Origin of the sequence: Flavobacterium panacagri, assembly GCF_030378165.1 — a bacterium.
GTDB lineage: Bacteria > Bacteroidota > Bacteroidia > Flavobacteriales > Flavobacteriaceae > Flavobacterium > Flavobacterium panacagri.
Genome location: NZ_CP119766.1, coordinates 2,446,856 through 2,468,081, shown reverse-complemented (window position 1 = coordinate 2,468,081; position 21,226 = coordinate 2,446,856). Strand labels below are relative to the sequence as shown.

At 33.9% G+C, this 21,226-nt stretch carries 14 protein-coding genes; 2 read left to right on the top strand and 12 right to left on the bottom strand.

Annotation, left to right across the window (positions count from 1 at the left end; all coding sequences use genetic code 11):
- Nucleotides 1-122 precede the first annotated feature (122 nt).
- The 5 genes from P2W65_RS11005 to P2W65_RS10985 form a co-directional block, all read right to left on the bottom strand.
- The gene (locus P2W65_RS11005; protein WP_289665535.1) at nt 123-1,262 is read right to left on the bottom strand and encodes a TlpA disulfide reductase family protein; all 1,140 of its coding nucleotides are present in this window, start codon (nt 1,260-1,262) and stop codon (nt 123-125) included.
- Nucleotides 1,263-1,355: 93 nt separating this feature from the next.
- Nucleotides 1,356-2,561, bottom strand: coding sequence for a TlpA disulfide reductase family protein (locus tag P2W65_RS11000; protein WP_289665534.1), 1,206 nt, complete (start codon nt 2,559-2,561; stop codon nt 1,356-1,358).
- 64 nt (nt 2,562-2,625) lie between these two features.
- Entirely contained in the window at nt 2,626-4,029 is a 1,404-nt protein-coding gene (locus P2W65_RS10995) for a RagB/SusD family nutrient uptake outer membrane protein (RefSeq protein ID WP_289665533.1), read from the bottom strand.
- A 17-nt stretch (nt 4,030-4,046) separates the two neighbouring features.
- The gene (locus tag P2W65_RS10990; protein ID WP_289665532.1) at nt 4,047-7,613 is read right to left on the bottom strand and encodes a SusC/RagA family TonB-linked outer membrane protein; all 3,567 of its coding nucleotides are present in this window, start codon (nt 7,611-7,613) and stop codon (nt 4,047-4,049) included.
- A 293-nt stretch (nt 7,614-7,906) separates the two neighbouring features.
- Complete coding sequence (locus P2W65_RS10985) at nt 7,907-9,058, bottom strand: FecR family protein (protein WP_289665531.1); 1,152 nt, start codon at nt 9,056-9,058, stop codon at nt 7,907-7,909.
- 279 nt (nt 9,059-9,337) lie between these two features.
- On the opposite strand from P2W65_RS10985, the gene P2W65_RS10980 reads away from it, so the two are divergent.
- Nucleotides 9,338-9,949: an RNA polymerase sigma factor gene (locus P2W65_RS10980; RefSeq protein WP_289665530.1), complete on the top strand. Its 612-nt coding sequence runs from the start codon at nt 9,338-9,340 to the stop codon at nt 9,947-9,949.
- Between the two features lie 10 nt (nt 9,950-9,959).
- On the opposite strand, the gene P2W65_RS10975 is transcribed toward P2W65_RS10980, so the two are convergent.
- Nucleotides 9,960-10,310: a gamma-glutamylcyclotransferase family protein gene (locus tag P2W65_RS10975; RefSeq protein WP_289665529.1), complete on the bottom strand. Its 351-nt coding sequence runs from the start codon at nt 10,308-10,310 to the stop codon at nt 9,960-9,962.
- Nucleotides 10,311-11,060 (bottom strand): MBL fold metallo-hydrolase, encoded by a 750-nt coding sequence (locus P2W65_RS10970; RefSeq protein ID WP_289665528.1) that lies wholly within the window; start codon nt 11,058-11,060, stop codon nt 10,311-10,313.
- Between the two features lie 102 nt (nt 11,061-11,162).
- Here P2W65_RS10970 and P2W65_RS10965 point away from each other — a divergent pair, with 102 nt between their 5' ends.
- Complete coding sequence (locus tag P2W65_RS10965) at nt 11,163-12,035, top strand: LysR substrate-binding domain-containing protein (protein ID WP_289665527.1); 873 nt, start codon at nt 11,163-11,165, stop codon at nt 12,033-12,035.
- A 135-nt stretch (nt 12,036-12,170) separates the two neighbouring features.
- On the opposite strand, the gene P2W65_RS10960 is transcribed toward P2W65_RS10965, so the two are convergent.
- From P2W65_RS10960 to P2W65_RS10940, 5 genes are all read right to left on the bottom strand, one after another.
- Entirely contained in the window at nt 12,171-14,081 is a 1,911-nt protein-coding gene (locus P2W65_RS10960; protein WP_289665525.1) for a sialate O-acetylesterase, read from the bottom strand.
- A 170-nt stretch (nt 14,082-14,251) separates the two neighbouring features.
- A complete protein-coding gene (locus P2W65_RS10955) occupies nt 14,252-15,877 on the bottom strand; it encodes a GH35 family beta-galactosidase (protein ID WP_289665523.1) in 1,626 nt (541 codons plus the stop codon).
- A gap of 87 nt (nt 15,878-15,964) precedes the next feature.
- Entirely contained in the window at nt 15,965-18,172 is a 2,208-nt protein-coding gene (locus tag P2W65_RS10950; protein ID WP_289665522.1) for an endo-1,4-beta-xylanase, read from the bottom strand.
- Between the two features lie 13 nt (nt 18,173-18,185).
- Nucleotides 18,186-19,550 (bottom strand): glycan-binding surface protein, encoded by a 1,365-nt coding sequence (locus tag P2W65_RS10945; RefSeq protein WP_289665521.1) that lies wholly within the window; start codon nt 19,548-19,550, stop codon nt 18,186-18,188.
- A gap of 43 nt (nt 19,551-19,593) precedes the next feature.
- Nucleotides 19,594-21,225, bottom strand: a complete 1,632-nt coding sequence (locus P2W65_RS10940; protein WP_289665520.1) for a RagB/SusD family nutrient uptake outer membrane protein — start codon at nt 21,223-21,225, stop codon at nt 19,594-19,596.
- Nucleotide 21,226: the final 1 nt, after the last annotated feature.

Sequence of the window (21,226 nt, the reverse complement as noted above, 5' to 3'; positions counted from 1 at the left end):
TTGTGATTGAGATATTATTAGAGTGTTCAGTTTTTCAGTATTTAGTGTTCAGTCTAACTCCAGAATTGAAAACTTTGACCGAAACGAGACTGAACACTAAATACTTAAGACTGTGAACGGATTTATGATTTACTGAAAATTTCTTTCAGTTTAGATTGAAGTTCAGCTTCTCTAAGGTTTTTGGCAACGATTTTTCCGTCAGGTCCAATTAAGTAGTTGGTTGGCACCATTTTTACGCCATATAAAACAGCGGCTTCATTCTGCCATCCTTTTAAATCTGAAACATGAGTCCACGTTAATCCGTCTTTTTCGATGGCTTTTTCCCAAAGGTTCTTTTTATCATCCAAAGAAACACCTAAAACATCAAATCCTTTATCGTGATATGTTTTATATGCTAAAACCACATTAGGGTTTTCTTTACGGCAAGGACCACACCAAGAAGCCCAGAAATCTACTAAAACATATTTTCCTTTATAGTCTGATAATTTTACCACTTTTCCGTTTACATCTGTCTGCGAGAATTCTGGAGCGGTAACTCCTACGGCAGTTTTATCATTAAGATCAATTGCTTCTTTTAACTGTTTTCCGTAAACTGATTTTTGCACTTCAGGAGTTAAAATAGCATAATATGTTTTTACCTGTTCTGGTGTTCCATAAGATACAATTCTGTCGCTAATTACTAAAGCACCAGCAATTTTATCTTTATTTTTTCTAATAAATTTATCAGTCAAATCATCCGCTAAAGTTTGAAGATCTTTCCACTTTTTATCCATTGCAGTTTGTTGTTCTGCCGTTAATTTTACTTTTCCGTTCTGTGTTAACGAATCTGATAATTTGTAAATAGGACCTGCGATGTTTTGTATTTTTTTGAACTCGTTATCGTAGTATGATCTGTAAATATCATTTTGAGTTGCTCCACTTACTTTTGCTTTGTAAATAGAATCTTTTTTAGCTTCTACTTTAATATCTTCATTAGATAAAAGAAAATAAGCACCGTATTCTTCTCCCTTTAATTTAATAGTATGCAATAAAGGTTCTGAAACTTTTCCGGTAAGAGTAAAAGTTCCGTCTTTTTGTATTTGTGCAGAATCTGCGATTTTCTTGTTTCCTTTTTCATCTGTATTTTCCAGATAAACAGTTCCTTTATCTAATCCGGCAATAGTACCGTTAATAGTAAATCCTTCTTCTTTTTTTGAACAAGAAGAAAGTACGGTCATAAGCGCTAAAGCAGATAAGCCTGATTTTAAGATTGTACTTTTCATGTTGATATTTTTTTGTTTGTTATTTTTTAATTTCAGTTTAGGTTTTCAGTTTTAATTTTCGACTGTAACTGAAAACCATAACTGAAAACTGAATTATGATTTCAATAATTCTTTTAATTTCGCTTCTAAGTCTGCACCTCTTAAATTGTCACCGATAATTACACCTTTACTGTCTACTAAATAAGTTGCGGGAATTGTTTTTACATTGAATGATTTACTTACTTTATCATCATCTAAAAGATTGTGCCACTGCATATTTTCTTGTCCCAGTGCTTTCTGCCAAGCTTTTTCATCTTTGTCGATTGAGATACTTAAGATTTCAAATCCTTTTGCTCCATATTCTGCATAGGCTGTTTTTAAATTTGGAATTTCTTTACGACATGGTCCGCACCAGGAAGCCCAAAAATCAACTAAAATGTATTTTTTACCAGCCACAATATCTTTTGCATTGTATGCTTTTCCGTCTTTATCTTTCAAATTGAAATTAGCAATACTTGTTCCTATTAACGATTTCGGATTCAAATCTTTATCTACAACTTGTCCATAATAACTTTTCTTTGCTGTTGCAGAAAATTGCTCATAGATTGGTTTTTGCTCTGGTGTGAAATAGCTGTATTGCGTCATCATAAAAAACGGTCCCCACCAAGAGTCTTTATGCTTTGTAATTACATCTAAAGTTGTTTTTTCTACTTTAGTAAAAAATGCTTTTTCATCAGCTTCAAATTTTTTCCAAACTGGAAGATTTTGAAGCGAATCTGCTGCTTTTGTATTCTTATCACGTTTAGCTGCACCGATTAATTTACTTAGTTCATTTGATTCTGCAGTATGGTAAGCAGCATAATCTTTTTCAAGTTCGTCTCTAAAAGCAGTTTCTTTTTTATAATAATCATTTGATTTAGAACCAGTAGTTACTTGATTTTTAAAAGTAATTCTTTCATCTTCGTTTTTTGAAACTTCGGCATCTGCCGTAACTTTTATTTTTGCATTTTCAACTAATAAATTCAAGTAACCTTTATTTTTTCCAAATGCGATAAAGAAAAAACGAGGCTCGTTTAATTTTCCTGTAAATGTGAATTTACCTTCTTTAAGTGTAGTTTCGGCAACCGGCAATTCTGATGAATGTGTTGCTCCAGGAATTAATTTTACCGCTGTTCCATCTGTAAGACCAGTAATAGTTCCCTCGATAGTGTAAGATGTTGCTGCAGGAGCTGCTACTTTTTTCTTTTGTGCTAAAACATTATTTGAAATAACAAATAAACAGATGCACAATCCTAATATTTTATATTTAATTGTATTCATTTTTGATTGATATTTTAAAAAAGCTTCCTTTTCGGAGTTCCTAATCAGGAAGCTTTTAAAGTTATTATTTAGCTACGTTTTGTGTAATTGTTCCGTTTCCTGGATTTTGCACTGCTCCTTGCGGGAAAGGCGAAGTCCATAAATGAGAATCTGATTTTAACGTGTAAGTAGTTCCGTTTGCTACTTTTGTTAAACTAAATTTGTAAACACCCTCTGCATTTAGACGACGAGCATCTGCATAAGGAGTTAATGTGTTAAGAAGCTCGTTATTTTTTGTTCTGAAAATAGCATTCAAAGCGGTTGTTTTATCTGTAGTTGAAATATCCTGATAAGAAGCTGGAAGAATACGAGTTTTACGAACTGCATTTAAAATTGCCAAAGCCTCACTGATTTTATTATCACGCGCCAAACACTCTGCTTTGATTAAATAAACCTCAACAGTTGTGATTCCAGCAAAATTATACATCCCTGATAATATGGAATAGTAATAAGTATCGGCACCCACTGTTCTTAATTTCCAACGTGACTTTAAACGTAAATCTCCTGTTTCAAAACGTGCTGCTCTTTCTACCGGTATACTTGTTTCCCTGCCTAAAGAACGGCTTGAACCGTGTCTGAAAAAATAATTTTCACTATATGTATAGCCCATTGGCGATACTGATGTTGTATACGAATTAGGCACATCTATAATGGCTTTATTTGTATTATAAAAAGCAACCCAGTCATACAATTGATTATTTTCTGCCAATGCTAAGTCTGCATATTTTAAAGCCTCTGTATAATTATTCATTTGCAGATAAACTCTTGAATAAAATGCATAAGCTCCCCCTAAATTTGGATGCAATGCTGTTTGAGCAACCTTTGGTAAATATGGCAAAGCCTCTTTAATGTCATTCAAAATAAAATCATACATTTCTTGAATCGTAACCTGCTTACTTGGCGCATTAATATTGGCACTCGTAATTAATGGCACTGATAATTTTGTTGCAGCTGTTGCAGCAACATAAGTATCTGCATAAAAATTAGTCACATAAAAAAAGTTCATGGCACGCATTATTTTTGCTTGCGCCCAAACCACTCTCTGTTCTTGCTCCGTCGCTTTAGTTGCTGTTAGTGCATTCTCTATAATTAAATTAAAAGCCGCAATTCCAGCATAAGTTCCATAATAAGCCGTTTCATCTGACACTTTTAACGCAATACGATCTGCATTTTCATCCCACATGTAGTTGGCATTATACAATCTATTGCTGGTTAAAGTAGCTGCCGTTATAAATTGGTCATTTAATAATTGTGAAGCTCCTAAAATATCTAATCTCGTATTGTATTCGTCACGCAAAAAGGCTTCATAATCTGCTAATGTTTCTGGCGATTTTGCACCTTTAGGAACATCGCTCAAATAATCGTCGCAAGATGCAAAAGTCAATCCTAAAGCTAATAAGCACGCAACTTTTTTATATATATTTTTCATCGTCTAGTCTTTATAAATTAGAAATTAACATTTACGCCCATAACAAAACTTGGCGAGGTAAAACCGCCCAGCATATACTTAGCATCTCTGCTTTTAGCAAAAGTATATACGTTTTCTGCGTTTAAATTGAAACGTACTCCGTCTAATTTTACTTTCTTAATAATAGCACTTGGCATTTGATACGCCAATGAAACGTTGCTTAATCTTACATTTGAAGCATCCAAAATATTGATATCTGCATAAGAATAAATAGTACGAGATTCTGAATTAAATTCTGATTCATACTCATATACAACTCTTGGAACATTTGTAAAAGCTTCGTCTCCTGGCTGTTTCCAACGATCTGCAATATGATTGTTTACTACTGTAATATCTGTTACATATCCTCCAATTGCACTATTATAATTGTTAGCCAACATTGGGAGGAATGTGTTTCTTACTTTATGTCCTAACTCATAAATGAAAAGAGCCGAAAGTGAGAAGTTTTTATAATTAGCAGAAGTATGGAAAGAACCGCTGTGTGTAGGAACTGTCGATCCAAAATCTTTAATAGCATCTATCTGTCCTGGATTGTATTTTACTGCTGTTCCCGAAGCATCATAAACTTGAGGAACTCCTGTATTACTTAACCCAGCCCATTTGTATCCATAAATAGAGTTAAAACTTGTTCCAACTCTTGGAAATGACATAGGATAATCTAATTGAAGATAATACACAGGAGCTTTTACATTTACATAATCTACTACGTTTTTATTATAGGCATACAAAACAGCTGCATCCCAAGAGAATGAAGGTGTTTTTACCAATGTTCCTCTTAAACTAACTTCGATACCTTTATTGGTCATTTCTCCATTATTAAGCGTGTAAGTTGAATATCCAAATCCTTCAGTTGGAATTCCTTGACTGCTAGCTAATAAATCCTGACCTTTTTTATTATATAAATCTAAAGTTCCGCTTAATCTGCTTTTAAAGAATGAAAAGTCTAAACCAATGTTTGTTGTAGTTGTTTTTTCCCAAGACAATTCAGGATTTGGTCGTCTGCCAACACTTCCCTGCGTTCCTCCAACATTAGGATTAGCACTATAAAAAGCAGTTAAATATGGCGCAGTATCTTTAGCGATATTTCCTCCAATACCATAAGAACCGCGAAGTTTAAGCGCATCTACCCAATCCACATCAAAAAATGATTCATTGTTAATATTCCAGCCCGCACCAACAGACCAAATAGGTTTGTTTTGATATTTACTGTCTGTTCCCCAAAGATTAGAACGATCCCAACGTACACTTCCAGAAAGCGTATATCTTCTGTCGTAAGTATATCCACCTGTTGAGTAAACTGAAACATAGCGGTTCTGCAATTCTTTTTCTAATGCAAATTCATTTTGAGACATATAGCCACCGAAAACAGCTCCATATACTTTTAATAAATCGGCTTGATTAATATTTGTAAAAGATAAAGCTTGTGCATCATAACCATAACGAGTGTTATCATTATACTCTTGTTTTGAATGACGAATCTCCATACCAGCTATAGCAGAAAAATCATGCTTTTCAGCAAAAGTCTGATTGAAGTTTAACTGTTGACGGAAATTATAAGCATTAGAAAACTGATTTGTTTCTTTTATAATATCTCCGTAAGGCAAATTATAAACTGCTTTGTTGTTAGCAATTGTAACCAGACCGTTTACTTTGTTTCTTACATAATAAGAATCTCTACCATATAACTGACTTGCACGATCTGAAGCAAATTCATATTGGAACATGGCATTGTATGTAAATGCTTTACTGAATTTTACATTAAACTTAGCGTATGTTCTGTTCAAGAAATTTTTATTTTCAATACCATTTCTTCCCAACTCATCCATTGGAGTTATGTCCATGTTGTAAAGACCATAAGTCTGCATCGACTGAAGTGTAAAATTATTATAACGAGATGCAGCTGTAGAAACAAAATTTGTTCCATCATTATTTACCAACTGATTGTATGGCTGATATTTAAATCCAGGTGCTGAAGCAAAATAACTCTGCGTATCTCCTTTTCCAAAACTAGTGTAACTTCCTAAATCCAAAGACAGCCAATTGTTAATTTGTGTTGAGTTTTTCAAATTAAGACCAACTGTTTCATTTTCAGTATTGATATCTTCCAGCTGATTGCTTTTGTAAGTTAAAGAAGCATTAAACGTATTCGTTTCAGTTGCTTTTCCTAAACTTAGATTGTGCTGTAGAAAATATTGATCACGTTTTGCATATTTGGCAATATCATCATAGTATTTGTAACCTTGAGCACCAAGGGCATCCAAACGGCTGTTCATTTCTGCCATTGAAGTTTTTCCGGCATAACCATTCAAAATAGTCTGCATTCCTAAACTTGTAAATGCCGCATTATTTAGCAATGATTGCGCATAAGTAGCTGAATTTGCCGTTTTCAAATTAGGATTTCCAGCTGCCCATCCTCTTTCTAAATCAATAATATCTCCAGAGTCAGTAAGGTTTGATGTATAATTTCTATAAGGAGTAACTGTCAAGTTGCTTGAAAACGAAATATTGGTTTTACCTGCTTTTGCTTTTTTAGTAGTAATTACTATAACTCCATTAGCAGCACGGGCACCATAAATAGAAGAAGCTGCCGCATCTTTTAAAACTGTAATCGTCTCAATATCTTCTAAGTTAAGACTTGGAAGATTCTCTTCTATAGAAGCATAAGGAGTTAATCTTGTATTTTCAACAGGAAAACCATCAATAACGTACAAAGGCACTGCTGAACCAGTTGCCATAGAAGTCGTTCCACGGATTTTTCCATCCTGATATCCAACAATACGTCCTTCTAAAATTTTATCTAAACCGCTTAAACGCTGTTCTTTAAAATCTGTTGCTTTTAAGTTCGAGAAAGATCCTGTTGCTTTTTCTGCGGTAATTTCTTGATAACCTGTCTTTAAAACAACTCCTTCCAATTCCTGTACATCTTCTTTTAAAACAACATTGATAACGCTTCTACCCTCCACTTTTATTTCTTGTCTCACATATCCTAAATAAGAGAAAGCTAAAGTAGTTTCACTGCTCACGGCAATAATCTGGTATTCACCATTAAAATCAGTATTTACACCTCTTCCTGAACCATTATCAGCGACAGCTGCACCAACTAAAGGCATCCCTTTTTCGTCAGTAACACGCCCCTTAACGATAAAATCTTTTTCTGCTGCGACTGTTTTTTCTTCTGGCGCTTTTTTTGCCATCAAAACAATATGGTTTCCAGAAACTTTATAGTCTGTACCCGTATTTCCAAAAATGGTATTTAAGATCGTTTCGATAGAAACATTATTCTCATTAACATTAATTGTTCTGTTTAAATCAACAGATCTTACATTGTAAACAAATCTATAATTAGTAGTATATTCAAGCTTTTCGATAACTTTTGCAACGGTCATATTATTGGCATTAAAAGACATTTTTGCCTTTTGCGAGTAGCTTACTCCCGCCTGCATAACCGTAAAAGTGGTTAAAATAAATAATGTGGTCAATTTCATTTTCAAATCGAATTTCAAAAAAGGCTCGTCGAACCTGATTCTGTTCAATAGTTTTTTCATACTTTTAAAATGTTTTTTTTAATGTTGGTTGGTTAATTAACTGATCGCATTTATTCTACCGGGAAATGTTGGCGCATTTTCCGGTTTTTTTATAACGATCCTTTTCATTTTTGGATTTTGTTACATAGGCGTTTAATTTATTTTAGATTTTAACTATAATCTTAATTCTTAATTCTTAATTCTTAATTCTTAATTCTTAATTCTTAATTCTTAATTCTTAATTCTTAATTCTTAATTCTTAATTCTTAATTCTTAATTCTTAATTCTTAATTCTTAATTCTTAATTCTTAATTCTATTTAATAGTAATCTTATCCCGATCTATATCGTAATCAATAGCATAACTATCGCTAAAATATTTCAGCACTACTTCAATTGGTTCGTTATCAAAACGGGCGTTAAAAATTTCTTTACCCAGCGTTTTATTTCTATTGATGAAAGTCACATTGTAACGGCGTTCCAGTTTTTTAATAATATTCTCAAATGAAGCATTTTTAAATACCAGACTTCCTGTTACCCAGGCTGTATAATACTCTGTATTCACCTGCTCTTTTGTAATTTTTGACTGCCCTCTTTCATTTGAGCCTTTTTCTCCAGGCTTCAGATATAGTTGATTTTCTTTTGTTTTTTGATCTTTATATAAAGACACTTTTCCTTCAACCAAAACCACATCTGTGCTTATATTTTCACTATACGTATCTACATTGAACTTAGTTCCTAAAACTTCAATATTTACATTTTGCGTATTTACGTTGAATGGATGTTCTTTGTCTTTCTCTACTTCAAAATAAGCTTCACCCAAAAGATAAACTTGTCGATTTTGATTTCTAACAAACTGCACCGGATATCTCAAAGACGTTCCTGCATTTAAATGCACCAATGTTCCGTCAGACAATTGTACTTCAAACTTTTTTCCGTAGGGAATCCTAATTGTATTATAAACCACTGCTCCTTCAGCGTAAGCTTTAGCATAAACCAATCTGTCTTTTTCTTGTCTTCCAATTACATTTCCGTCTTTGTCGGTTATGTTTCTGTCTTCATTTAGCTTAAGATTCTGTGATTCGTTTCCAAGCTGCAATACAATTTCATCTTCTCTCGGAATTACTACATTTTGTTTTGGCTTTGTTACAGGATCTGAATTTTTATAAAAATAAAATCCGCCCAAAGCCACAATCAAAATCGCTGCATATTTATAGTACGATGAAAATCTTCTTTTGTAAAAAGCATTATTTTCTTTTCTGATTCTATCTGAAAGCTGTTTTCTAACTTCAGTAGAATCAAAATTGTTCATAGCAGTATCTATTGCGTAATTGGTTTTCACAAAATCCTTAAACACAATTTGATTTTCATCTTGCTTCAGCCATTCAGTCAGCTGTTCAATCTCTTCCTGACTTGCCTGATTTGTGATAAATTTAACGATTAATCGTTCTGATTTTTTCACGGTCATTTTAGTTGTTTTTAATATTATTACGAAGCAAAAAAACAAAACCCTAACAATTTGATAAAGTTTTTTTCATTTTGATGATTTTTTTATTTTTCACAAGTTTTTTCTCTCAATAAATTCTACTAGTTTGATAGAAATAAAAGAATAAATGTTTTTATCTTTGCCTTTTTTCGAATTTTTATTTGTAATAAATTTCAAATAGAAATTGCCAAAAAGGAAGATTTTTAGCAAATAAAGGCCTTATTTGGGCAGCGAAAATTATAAATTTATATATTTGTTTTTATGAAAACGGGTGATTATAACGATAATACTATACTTATTGAATCTCTAAAAAATGGAGATGAAATGGCGTACACTTATTTAATCGATACTTATCATCATAAACTTTGCGTCTACGCTAACAGTTTGGTTAAGAATGTTTACAGCGCGGAAGATATTGTGCAGAATGTTTTTATCAAGGTTTGGGAACAACGCACAAGATTGAAATCGGATCATGCATTAAAAAGTTTTCTTTATAAATTAACTTATAATGAGTTCATCGATTTGTATCGAAAAAACCAATCTTTGTTTTCTTTGGAAAAATCCTATTATGATGCTTTGAACGGAATTGTTCAGGAAGAAGATTCAGAAGCTTTTCAAAGAGTTTTAAATGCTGTGAATAAAGAAATTCAGAATCTGCCTCCAAAATGCAAAGAGGTTTTTATTCTGAGTAAAAAAGAAGGTTTGACCAATATTGAAATCGCGGAACATTTGGATGTTTCGATTAAAACGGTTGAAGCTCAGATTACAAAAGCGTTTTCTATACTGCGTTCTTCGTTGGAAGAAAAAGTGAGAAGTGTTTTGTTTCTGCTGTTTTCGGCTAAAAAAAAATTCAGACTAAGTAAATTAATCTGAATTTATTGACTTATTGTTTTAAAGCATAAATAAATCCTATTCCCTTTTTTCCGGTTTCGAGTTCATATTCGGTTTCGATACGAGTGTAACCATCGCCTTCAAATTCGTCCAGATAATCCCAATTTGCTGTTAGATCTTCTGAAAAAAGAACATAACAATTTATAATTTCGGCTTCTTCAGAATTCACAGGAATAAAACCATTATAACCTAATGAAGAACCCCAGCCTCCTTCTTCCAGTTTTCCTTTTATAATCGCTTTATGCCATTCTCCTTTTATAGGATCCATAACCGAATGATTGGATTGTCCAGGCGTCAACGAACCATAAATAATTAAAGCTGGCATTGAATGTAGACCTTTCATTTAGGAAACGTTTTCCATTTTTTGCTCAAAAATTTCTAAAACCGGCATTTTCATATCATGATAAAAAAGCACTTTCCAGTTTTCGTCTTTCGCCTGCTGTTCCCATTTTTTACGGGATTCTCTAGCACGTTTTCCGTCAAAGTCCGTTTTATAGGCAACATGCATCGACCAGTATATTTTTTGAGGTAAATCGTCTGCTCCATAAAAAACAATTTCATCTTCGGCTTTGATCCAGAAAACTTGATGAAATTTTGTATGTCCTGCTGAAACTTCGTAGAAAATTTCATTTGTAATATTGCCTTTATCATCATTCATTAACTCCACATTAGGCAATTTTTTCAGTTCATTTAATATCTCAAAAACATAAGACGGATTATTGATTTGCTCTAAAGCAAAATCTATTTCGCGTTCCTGAATGTAAATTGTTGCATCAGGAAAATTTTGAACCAAATTTCCATTTTCAAAATAACCAATTCCTTCAATATGATCTTTGTGCAGATGCGAAACCAAAACTTTTGTAATTTGTTCTGGCTCAATAGCATTCTTTTTCAGCATTTCATGAATAAACGGAACACCATCATTCATAAATCCTAAACCAAAATCCAATAATATAACATCGTTATCCGTAATGACCACAAAAGGCTGAATGGCCATTTTAAGCCCCATTTCGGTGGTGTTTTCTGTAATTAATTGAAACTCTTTTTCAGAATTGGCTATATAATTTCCTTCTTGTAAAGCTATAATTTTCATTTTCTTCTGCTTTGATTTTGAAACATTACAAAGTTCTTAAGAATTTCTATATTTGTAAAACCTTATTTTTCGATAAAATCAATCGATAAAACCGATTTAGAAATGGAACTTCGACAGCTTAAATATTTTCTGAAAGCCAAAGAATTATTGAATTTTACTGAAGCCGCATCGGCACTTTATATTAGTCAGAGCACTTTATCACAGCAAATTAAACAACTCGAAGAAGAATTACAAGTACCACTTTTTAATAGAATTGGAAAACGAATTACGCTTACAGAAGCTGGAGATTTATTCTCGGTTTATGCGCAGCAATCTGTCAACAAAGCTACGGACGGATTTGAACTTTTAAAAGATTTGAATAATCTTGAAACAGGAAAAGTTGCTATTGGCGTTACATACGCCTTACGTCATGTGGTTACAAAAGCGTTGATTATTTTCAGTTCTGAATTCCCTAAAATTCAATTCGAAATCGTCTTTGGAACTTCACAAGAATTGATTCATAAACTCAATCATTTTGAGCTTGATGTAATTCTGACTTTTGAAGAAATTGCTTCTGAGGCACATTTTAAATACAGAGAATTATTTACGTCTCCAATGGCTTTGGTTACCTCAACAGAAACGCCATTTACCAATAAAAAGAGTATTTCGTTAAGTGAAGTGAGTTCCTTACCGCTTGCACTTCCATCGAGTGGTTTCAGCACAACACAGTTTATCAATAAAGCTTTCAAAAATGACAATCTCAATCCAAAAGTTACCATCGAAATCAATGATATTCCGACTTTACTCGAACTGATTAAAACAGGAAAATGGCATACAATTTTAACGAAAACGACAATTGAAAACGAAAAAGACCTGCACGCGATTCCCATAAGCGGCAAAAATATGACGAGAACTGCCATGCTGATTTCTTTGAAAGAAGCTTATGAGAAAAAAGCGGTTACTACTTTTTTAAAAATGCTGATGGCTGTTAATTAAAAATTGAGAATTAAAATTGTCTTTGAGGTTTTCGTATAGTTTGTCATTTCGATTTTTATAATAAAACTAGATGTCTAAATAGACTAACAACTTTGTCAAAGTTTAAAACTTTGACAAAGTTCTCGCGATCAAAATCTATTTCAACCCTGCTTCAAACGGCGAAGCTGGTAAATTTTCTTGATTATATAAATTAGCATTAAATGGATTATCTGCCCAAGCATAACGCACTTTTACAGGATTACGAATATCATTATTCCAAACCATAACTTTATCGTCTTCGATAACTGCTTTTGCCCAAACAAACTTTCCATCTGCACCAGCAATGGCAAAACCGTTTAAAGTATTTCCGCCTTTGTTCATTAAACCCGTTCCTAAACTATCAAAACTCAAAACAAGCTGTTCATCTTTTTGTTTCATTGATTTAAAAATAGGACCGGAAGTGACTAATTTTTTTTCGCCGTAAACTAATTTTCTAGCCTGTAAAGCTAATCGTTTTCCCACATCAGATTTATTCAAAGGATGAATATCATTCCATTCTCCTAAATCTATGGCAACCGCCATTCCGGTATTTGGAATTTCTAAAACCTTACTTTGCTGCTGTCTTAAAACTGCCCAATTACTTTCAGTTGGTTCTGTTTTTGGATCCATAAAATTTGGCAGTTGAACAAGTAGAAAAGGAAGTTTTTCCTGTTTTAATTCTGTACGCCACGTATTTATTAATGTTTCCATTAAAGCGGTATATTCCAAAGGCTTTTTTGTATTGGCTTCGCCTTGATACCACAAAACTCCTTTCAGAGGATAATTTTTAATTGGCGCAATCATAGCATTATACAATCCAACTGGTTTCCAGCGTACAAAAGTCTGTCCGGGTAACGGAAGCATTTTTGATCCTAATTTATAATTCCAGCTTCCTTTTAAATCAATGGTTTTATCACCAATAATTAGTTCATAAGGTTTATCGGTTACAAAACCTCCTCTGCCCGAGTTGTTAATAACACGAATTGTAATCTCGTTTTTTCCTTCTTTTAATAGAGATGAATTGAAAGAATAAATTCTCGGCGGATATTGATAAGAAGTGGTTCCCACAAAATTTCCGTTTACAAAAACAGAATCGGCATCGATAATTCTTCCTAAAATAATTTTCGCTTGGCTCTCTTTGATTTTACCTAAAGTGAATTCTTTTTTAAACCAAACAGAACCATTTAAATTTCCCAGTTCTCCATCGACCCAATAACCTGGAATATTCATCGTTTTCCAGTCGGAAACATCAGTTGTATTTTTCCATTTATTTTTTAAGCCAAGATCAGTTTCATTTAATAATTTATACCAATCTGAACTTACTTTTCGGTCGTTTGCATCAATTTCTTTTTCAAGTTTTCCATCTTTGAACTTTAAATATTCCTGATAGTATTCTGGAAACTTTTTAATTCCTTCTTCATTAATCCAAGATTCCGCAGGAGAACCGCCCAAAGCGCTGTTGATTAAACCGATTGGAACTTTATATTTTTCGTAGATTTCAGTCGCAAAAAAATAACCAACTCCTGTAAATTGTAAAACGTTTATGGGATTTGCTTCTACCCAAGAACCTGTTGAGAAATCGTTTCTTTCTTTTTCGAAGTAGTATTCGTCAGGAACTAAAAATTGTCTGATGTTTGAATTTTCAGATTTAGCAATTACTTCTTTGTACTTATCTTTCAATCTATCCATTGGAAGTTCCATATTCGATTGTCCTGAACACAGCCAGACATCTCCAAAAAGAATATTTTTCAAAACAATTGTATTGATTCCTTTTAAAGTCATTTCAAACGGACCGCCTGCTTTTTGTGACGAAAGTTGAATCGACCATTTTCCGTCTTCGGAAGCTATGGTTTTATACTTTTTCCCTTTAAAATCCAATTCTATATTTTCATTTGCCGATGCCCAGCCCCAAATATTGACTTTGGTATCGCGCTGTAAAATCATTCCGTCGCTTATTAATCGCGGCAGTTTTATCTGTGCATTGATTGCAAAAGATATTAGAAATGTAAGTAGTATTATTTTTTTCATGCTATTTAGTCTTTCTTGGTGTCAATTTTTTCGCCACGAATTCACGAATTTTTTTTTTAAAATCTTTGTGTTTTAATTATCAGCAATTACACAAATTAATTTGTGTAATTTGATTATTCTGCAGACAAAGATTTTAAAAAAAAAATTCGTGAATTCGTGGCTAAAAAAACCTATTCATAACTATATAATTTTATTTTCTGGATTTCGTAATCGCCGACTGAAATTCTCAAATGTCTGCCTTGATGCGTTTGGTCGCCATTAAAATGCCTGATGGTTCTCCATTTTTCATTTTCAAATCTACCTTGATCGGTTTTTAAAATTCCAGCGTTTAGATTTTCTTTTAAAGATTTAAAAGTGACTACAATTCCGGAACCTGCAATATAAAATTCGTCTTTAGCAATTTCTATAATAATGGCACTTGACATTGGCCAAACATTCTCTTTTGCTCCATCAGACCAATTTAGCGTATAATCATGCTTAAAGGTGAATTCATAATTACCCATTTTTATAATCTGAGTATTATTTTCTTTGTCTAGTAAAACACCATCAATTTTTCCTTGTCCTTTATTGGCTTCAATTGTTGGTGTTAACTGCTGGACTAGATCATAAATTTTCCCAAGTGGTTCTTTTTTAGCATCTGTAACTGATTCTATTGAAAAAGGCGAAAAACCAATGGCTTCATAATGTCCGATAGCATACAAACCTTTAAAAGGCGCCGTTTCATCAAAACGATGTTCTGGAATAAATAATGGATCGCCTTGTCGCATAAATAAATCATTCCATTGTTTGAATGACGGATTATAAAAATCTGGCGCTAGAAAATCAATTGAATTTCCTGCTGCTTTCCAGACATCCATAAGATGTGGCAACGGTCCTGCACTTGGATATTGCCCTGGTTTTTTTTCTGGTGCATTTAAAGCGGCATTCACAAACATTGGAATTGGATAGACATCCTTTCCTGCTTTTGCAATTATATTAGTAAATTTTGAAAAATACCAAGCCATAAAAATTTCATCGGTATGCAGGCCTTTTCCAAAAATGTCTTCCCAATTTCCAGTAGTTTTAAATCCGTTTTTCTTCCAGATTCCCAAAAATTCTGGAACCAGTTTTTCTTTGTTTTTCTGTAAATATTGAATCAATTCTTTTGGTACTTCTTTTTTGAAAGCGGCATTCGCTAAAGAATGATAATCACGAGCCGTTGGCAACATTCCGATTTCGTTCTCCACTTGGATCATAATTAAGGTTTGTTCTCTTTGGTCGAAATCTTTAATATGCGACATTAATTTTTTAAACGCATTTAAATCCGCCTGTAGATTATTTTCGCTGAAAGGCGTTAGAATTTCATGGCTTTTATCTTTGTCATCTTTAACCCTTGGATATTTTTTCTGAATTAATTTTACCCAAGCCGGAGCATGGCTTGACATACTATTTTTCCAAGACCCAAACCAAAGAAAAACGAGTTTTAAATTTTCTTTTCTGGCTCTAAGAATTAAATCATCAACCAAAGCAAAATCAAATTTCCCTTCTTCTGGTTCTATAAGTTCCCAATAGATTGGCGTTAAAACAGTGTTGAGATTCATATCAACCAATTTGGGCCAAATGGTTTCCATGCTTTCCATACTGGTGGCAGAAGAATTTCCTAATTCTCCGCCTCTTATTATAAAAGGTTTATTATTGATAATGAGCTGCGTTTTATTTCCTTTTTGCTGCAGATGAGGTATTTTCTCTTGAGAAAAACCAAATTGAGTCAGAACAAAAAATAGTATTACAGCCGTACTTTGGGAAAATTGGAACATTCTAATTCTTTTAAAAAATTAAAAAATAAATAATCCATAATATAAACTTTTTACGGTTCATATTATGGATTAAAACTAACTTAAAAATTACTTAACTAATTCTCCTGAAAAGTCTTTACTTACGTCTTTTCCAGCAAGACCATCAGCAGCTCCTTTATAAGCATGTTTACGAACATAATTGGCATCCCAAAGGTTTGGGGATTCATTTGGAAGCCAGTATTCGTGCTCTTTAGCATTATCAGAAACACCCCAAATCGTGATTCCGTATTGTTGTGGAACAGGAATGTATTTTTTGTACATATCGATTACATACTGATACATTTCTGCTTGCGAAGCCTGTTGTGCTACAGTTGGCGTTGCAGTTCCTAATCTTATGTCTAATTCAGAAATTTTAATTAATTTTCCTGATGCTGCCAGTTTTTGGAACATTTGAACTATTTTCTCTTTATCTGTTGTTAAACCAATGTGCATTTGTGTACCAATTCCGTCAACTTGAGCTCCTTGGCTTTCGATATATTTTACATATTCGATTAATCCATCACATTTATCCAATCTAGATTCTAAATTATAATCGTTGATGAAAAGTTTATCCGTTGTATTTCCATATTGACGGGCCAATTTGAATGCTTTTACAGCATAATCTTTTCCAAGATATTTTACCCATGAGAAATAGTCTGTTGCCGTATCACCTTCACTTCCATTTCTTAAAGTTCCGTCTTCTTTCATTGGTTCATTTACAACATCCCAAGAAAAAACACCTGTTTTATAATGTGTCATCATTTTAGAAATCCAATCAGTCATGGCATCGCCAATAATTTTAGCTTTCTCTGCATCTGTTTTTTCGATTGTAACAGGTGCTGTTGATCCAGTTCCAGAAGATGATCCATCAGTCACTAAAACATTATCGATATAATAAGTTCCTGCAGCTCCTCCTAAATCAAAACCAAAACCGGTCTCACCACCTTTTGCAGTGATTTTCCATTCTATTTGTTTCCATGTAGTAGTCGTTGTCTGATCTCCCTGATAATTTGCTAATGATGATGGTGTAGTGGAACACCTTACAGAACCATTAGCTTCCGAACGAATCATATAAGAAATCGTGTAGCTTTTTCCTGCTGTCAATGCAGCAGTAAAAGTAGTCTGAATTTGAGTTCTCCATTGCTCTGTTGGAGTACTCGTAGCATTTACGACTTTCATCGATCCGCTTCCCTCATAAACATTTGCAGCTCCTGTTCCTGCACTTAAAGCATCAGCTGCTCCATTAGCTCTACTCCATCCAGTTATTCCTGAATTAAAATTTCCATTAGAAACCAAATTAACAGGTCCTGTTGCAGCATCTAAATCTACAACAGCTAAAGTATTCGCATCGATCAGATACGTTACGTTTGGAAGATATCCTAAATCGATATTAAACTGAAAAGTGGTACTTCCTGTTTTAAAATCTCCCGGAGCCAATTTAATTTTAACTTGTTGCCAGGAAGAAGTTGTAGCAAAAGCTTCTGTCCAAGTTCCTCCAGTTGCGAACCAATCTTTATAAGGATATTGATTGGTTAAAGAAGCATTAAATGAAATACGTCCTTTACCTGCAACATCAGATTTAATATAAAATGAAATTTCATAGTTGTGTCCCGCTACAATTGGTACATTTGGTGATGTCAACTGCAAACTGTAAGCTGCAGAAGATGAAGCACTAGATGCCAGCTGAATTGCTGCTGATGTACTAGTTAAACCTGAATTGGCAACAGTTGTGATTCCTTTTCCTGGATTATTTCTTGCCCAGCCCGTGAAGGAACCATCTTTTATAGGCGCTAAATCTAAAATATTAGCCCCGCTTGAACCTGGAATTACTGTTGGAGCAATAATACCATTCAAGTAACCTGCATTTTGATTAGAGTGCCAGATCAAAGTATGTCCAAAAACTTTTAGTCCTGCACTTTTTGTTGCGGCGATAAAAGCATCTACATTAGTAAAATTAATTTCTCCTTTAGCATTTACCATAGCACCATGTTTCATTTCGTAACCAGGTGTAACCTCATCAAAATTGTCATTTACAATTTTTCTATAGGCTGCATCACTCATGTATAAACTGATTCCAATCCCATTTCCTAAAGGAAAATCTGAATAGTTTTTTAATGGCTCATAACGGCTGATTTTTTCTACTAAAGCTAGTGGAAGCTCAGCTCCTGTTACTGCTCCATGTTCTGGGTCTTTTCCCCACTCCATCAAATTATCATCACATGATGATAAAATCATTAGCGATGAAGCGATTATTGGTATGATATATTTAGATTTCATTTTGTGGTTTTTGTTAGTTAAAATCATTGTAAACTGGCGTATCTAATGGTACAATTCTCCAATTGTCAGTGTACACTTTTACAGAAGTTGCTTTTGATGGGAATTCTACTTCACTTGCACTTCCAGTAACATTGGATAGTTTTACATCAGAATTTTCGAAATAAATTCCAAAGTTTTGGTAGGTCGCCGCTTCACGATAAGCCAATACCGTTTCGAAAGTAAACGCTTCTTTTGACCATGCATAGAATTTGTTTAACGGAATTGTAACTGTAATCCATCCCGTTGTTTGTACTCCTACAGCTTTTCCGTCTAAAATCCAAGGAACATAATTGTAACAAGCTCCAGCCCATTCGCCACCGTTGAAATTATTAATCATACAAATTTTTAAGAAACCTGACTGAGCCCAAACTTCTGGAACCAAAATATCAAATTGAAATGCAACTTTATCCAAAGGTGTAGTCGCAGGAATATAAGGCGTTAATTGTGCTCTCCAGTTGTCTACTCCGTTTCCTGCTGTCCAAACTTCTGAACATCTGTTTTTCGCAGCATCAAAAGAAGCAATACGAGCTGGACGATGAGGAACATATTTTCCTTGTGAAGTATTTCCAATTCCAATCGCAGCGGATTCTAAATCTGCAGGCTGAATCATACTTGTTGAAGTTCCCCAATATCCGTGAGAACCTTGTCCATCAAAATTAAGCAATAATCCTTTTTTGAAATTAAAATAAGCCGGAGAATAAACACCTCCATTTGATGTTTCTACATAAATTGAACCTCCTAAATCTGAAATACCATTTGGAACAACAACTGTAAATAACTCACCATCTTCATCTGAAGTAATTCCAGAAGTCACTTCCACATTTCCTGGAAAAACTACTTTACTTACTTCTGTTAAACCAGCTCCAGCCACACTAATTGTTTCACCTGGATTTGGCATCGTGTTAGAAATACTAGAAATTACTGGTTTTCCTGCACGAATTTGAAAAGGAAATGTTACTTCATGAGAATCATTTACAAAACGAATTGTATTTCTTACTGAAGGATCTGCATCTGAAATCGGAGTATCAGCAGATATACTGACCAACATCGAATTGTTTGTTACAAATACCACATTAAAATAAGTGGAATATCCATTAATATAAACCTTCTTCAGTCCCGTAAATCCTGAACCTTCGATACGCAATAATTGTCCTAAACGAGCAAAACTTACTTCTCTATCTGGCACAGAAGAGTTTATATCTTCTAAAAATACTCTCGTAATTGTCATCGAACCGCCTTCAGAATCGTTATTGTCACATGATGTAAACAACGTACTGAAAACCATCATTCCAAGAAGTGCGATGGGTGCCCAATACTTTTTATTTAAAATATATTTCATATTTATGTCTTTTTTATGTCTTTTAGTTTTTTATTTCTGATAACTAGAATAAATCTTTAATCTTCTCTTCTGTAAACTGATATGGAACAGGATTTTCTCTCAATAACGGATTCTGGACTAACTCAGATTCTGGGTAAGGAAGAAGGAAAATTGTCGCATCGATAACACCAATGGCACGTGGACTGCTGCTTCTTGCCGGGTCTATAGAAACGGTATTAGTCGCAGCATCATAAAGAATAGGCTGAATTGTTCCTCTGTCCTGTCCTGTTATATAATTAATCACTTCCTGCTGTTTGTAATAGGCTCTTCTTACTAAATCATACCAGTATTGTCCTTCCATAGCCAATTCTACTCTTCTTTCGTGTATAATATCTGCATAAGTTAAAGATGTTTTTGGCGTAAGACCTGCACGTGTTCGTAATTTGTTTATGCCTTCTAAAGCAGCCGCATCTGAAGTGGAAGCATTGTTTCCTAAAGCAGCTTCCGCATAGTTTAGATAAACTTCGGCCAAACGCAGCATATTGGTATTCAAAGCAGAATTCATACGGGTAATTTTTGAGTTGTCTTTAGTAGACCCCACAACTCCTTTTTTTATGTTTACAAATTCTTTGCTGTGATTAACGGTATAGCCACCATTTGATTTATTAATTTCTGGATAAAAATCATCATCAGCCATCCATGTCGCTCTTCGGCGAAGATCTTTTGATTCGTATTCTTTTAAAACATCATACGATGCTCTTGTCCAATATCCCCAAGCGGCATCATCTCCAGTAATATCAGAACCTAATGCAAAATAAGCCTGCTGAGTATTGTTAACGCCATAATCTCCGTTTGGAACCCATTGTAAAGCAAACATAGATTCGGAGTTGTTATTATTATCAATCATGAATAAATCTTCATAATTAGCCATCAAACTGTAAGGGCCAGAACTCATTACTTTTTCTGCAGCTTTTTTAGCCAGATCAAGATATTCCTGATTGCGAGTTCCGCTGTTCGGATTGTCGCTAACTCCTGAAAATGATAAATACACACGAGAAAGCATTCCGAATGCGCTGTACCTTGTCAAACGTCCAGCCTGACCAGCAGTTTCTGGAAGATATTTAGCAGCAAATTCTAAATCACGTATTGAAAATTCGTAAACATCTTTCATTGGGTTTTTGTTTACAATTGGATTTTTCACCAACTCTCTTGGATCTGTTGAGATTATCACATCTCCCCATAGAGAAGCTAGATACCAGTAAGCTGTTCCTCTCATAAAACGAGCTTGAGCAATATATCTGTTTTTTACAGCATCATTCAACGGACTTCCGGAAATCCCAATGATAACATTATTGGACTGCTGTACTACATTGTATAATGAAGCCCAAGCTGAAACTAATGGTCCAGTTAATCCCGTTTCTGTTAAATCTGTAAAAGGATATACATAGTCTGAGAAAGGTGCATACATATTTGCCGCACGTCCATCTCCTAAACCATAATAAAATTTATCATTAAAATCGAACCATACTTTGTTGTATAACGGTCCTGTCGCAGCCTGAAAATCGGATTCAGTCTTGTAGAAGTTTTCTTTAGTAATTACATCATTCGGTTCAACTTCCAAAATATCGCTGCAACTCGTCCAAACAAATGGCAATGCAATAATTAAAGCCGTGTAAAATATTTTCTTTGTTTTCATT

What these genes read in the sequence shown, in the direction of transcription:
- P2W65_RS11005 (WP_289665535.1), bottom strand. Translation starts at nt 1,262, where the DNA reads ATGAAAAGTACAATCTTAAAATCAGGCTTATCTGCTTTAGCGCTTATG.
- P2W65_RS11000 (WP_289665534.1), bottom strand. Translation starts at nt 2,561, where the DNA reads ATGAATACAATTAAATATAAAATATTAGGATTGTGCATCTGTTTATTT.
- P2W65_RS10995 (WP_289665533.1), bottom strand. Translation starts at nt 4,029, where the DNA reads ATGAAAAATATATATAAAAAAGTTGCGTGCTTATTAGCTTTAGGATTG.
- P2W65_RS10990 (WP_289665532.1), bottom strand. Translation starts at nt 7,613, where the DNA reads ATGAAAAAACTATTGAACAGAATCAGGTTCGACGAGCCTTTTTTGAAA.
- P2W65_RS10985 (WP_289665531.1), bottom strand. Translation starts at nt 9,058, where the DNA reads ATGACCGTGAAAAAATCAGAACGATTAATCGTTAAATTTATCACAAAT.
- P2W65_RS10980 (WP_289665530.1), top strand. Translation starts at nt 9,338, where the DNA reads ATGAAAACGGGTGATTATAACGATAATACTATACTTATTGAATCTCTA.
- P2W65_RS10975 (WP_289665529.1), bottom strand. Translation starts at nt 10,310, where the DNA reads ATGAAAGGTCTACATTCAATGCCAGCTTTAATTATTTATGGTTCGTTG.
- P2W65_RS10970 (WP_289665528.1), bottom strand. Translation starts at nt 11,060, where the DNA reads ATGAAAATTATAGCTTTACAAGAAGGAAATTATATAGCCAATTCTGAA.
- P2W65_RS10965 (WP_289665527.1), top strand. Translation starts at nt 11,163, where the DNA reads ATGGAACTTCGACAGCTTAAATATTTTCTGAAAGCCAAAGAATTATTG.
- P2W65_RS10960 (WP_289665525.1), bottom strand. Translation starts at nt 14,081, where the DNA reads ATGAAAAAAATAATACTACTTACATTTCTAATATCTTTTGCAATCAAT.
- P2W65_RS10955 (WP_289665523.1), bottom strand. Translation starts at nt 15,877, where the DNA reads ATGTTCCAATTTTCCCAAAGTACGGCTGTAATACTATTTTTTGTTCTG.
- P2W65_RS10950 (WP_289665522.1), bottom strand. Translation starts at nt 18,172, where the DNA reads ATGAAATCTAAATATATCATACCAATAATCGCTTCATCGCTAATGATT.
- P2W65_RS10945 (WP_289665521.1), bottom strand. Translation starts at nt 19,550, where the DNA reads ATGAAATATATTTTAAATAAAAAGTATTGGGCACCCATCGCACTTCTT.
- P2W65_RS10940 (WP_289665520.1), bottom strand. Translation starts at nt 21,225, where the DNA reads ATGAAAACAAAGAAAATATTTTACACGGCTTTAATTATTGCATTGCCA.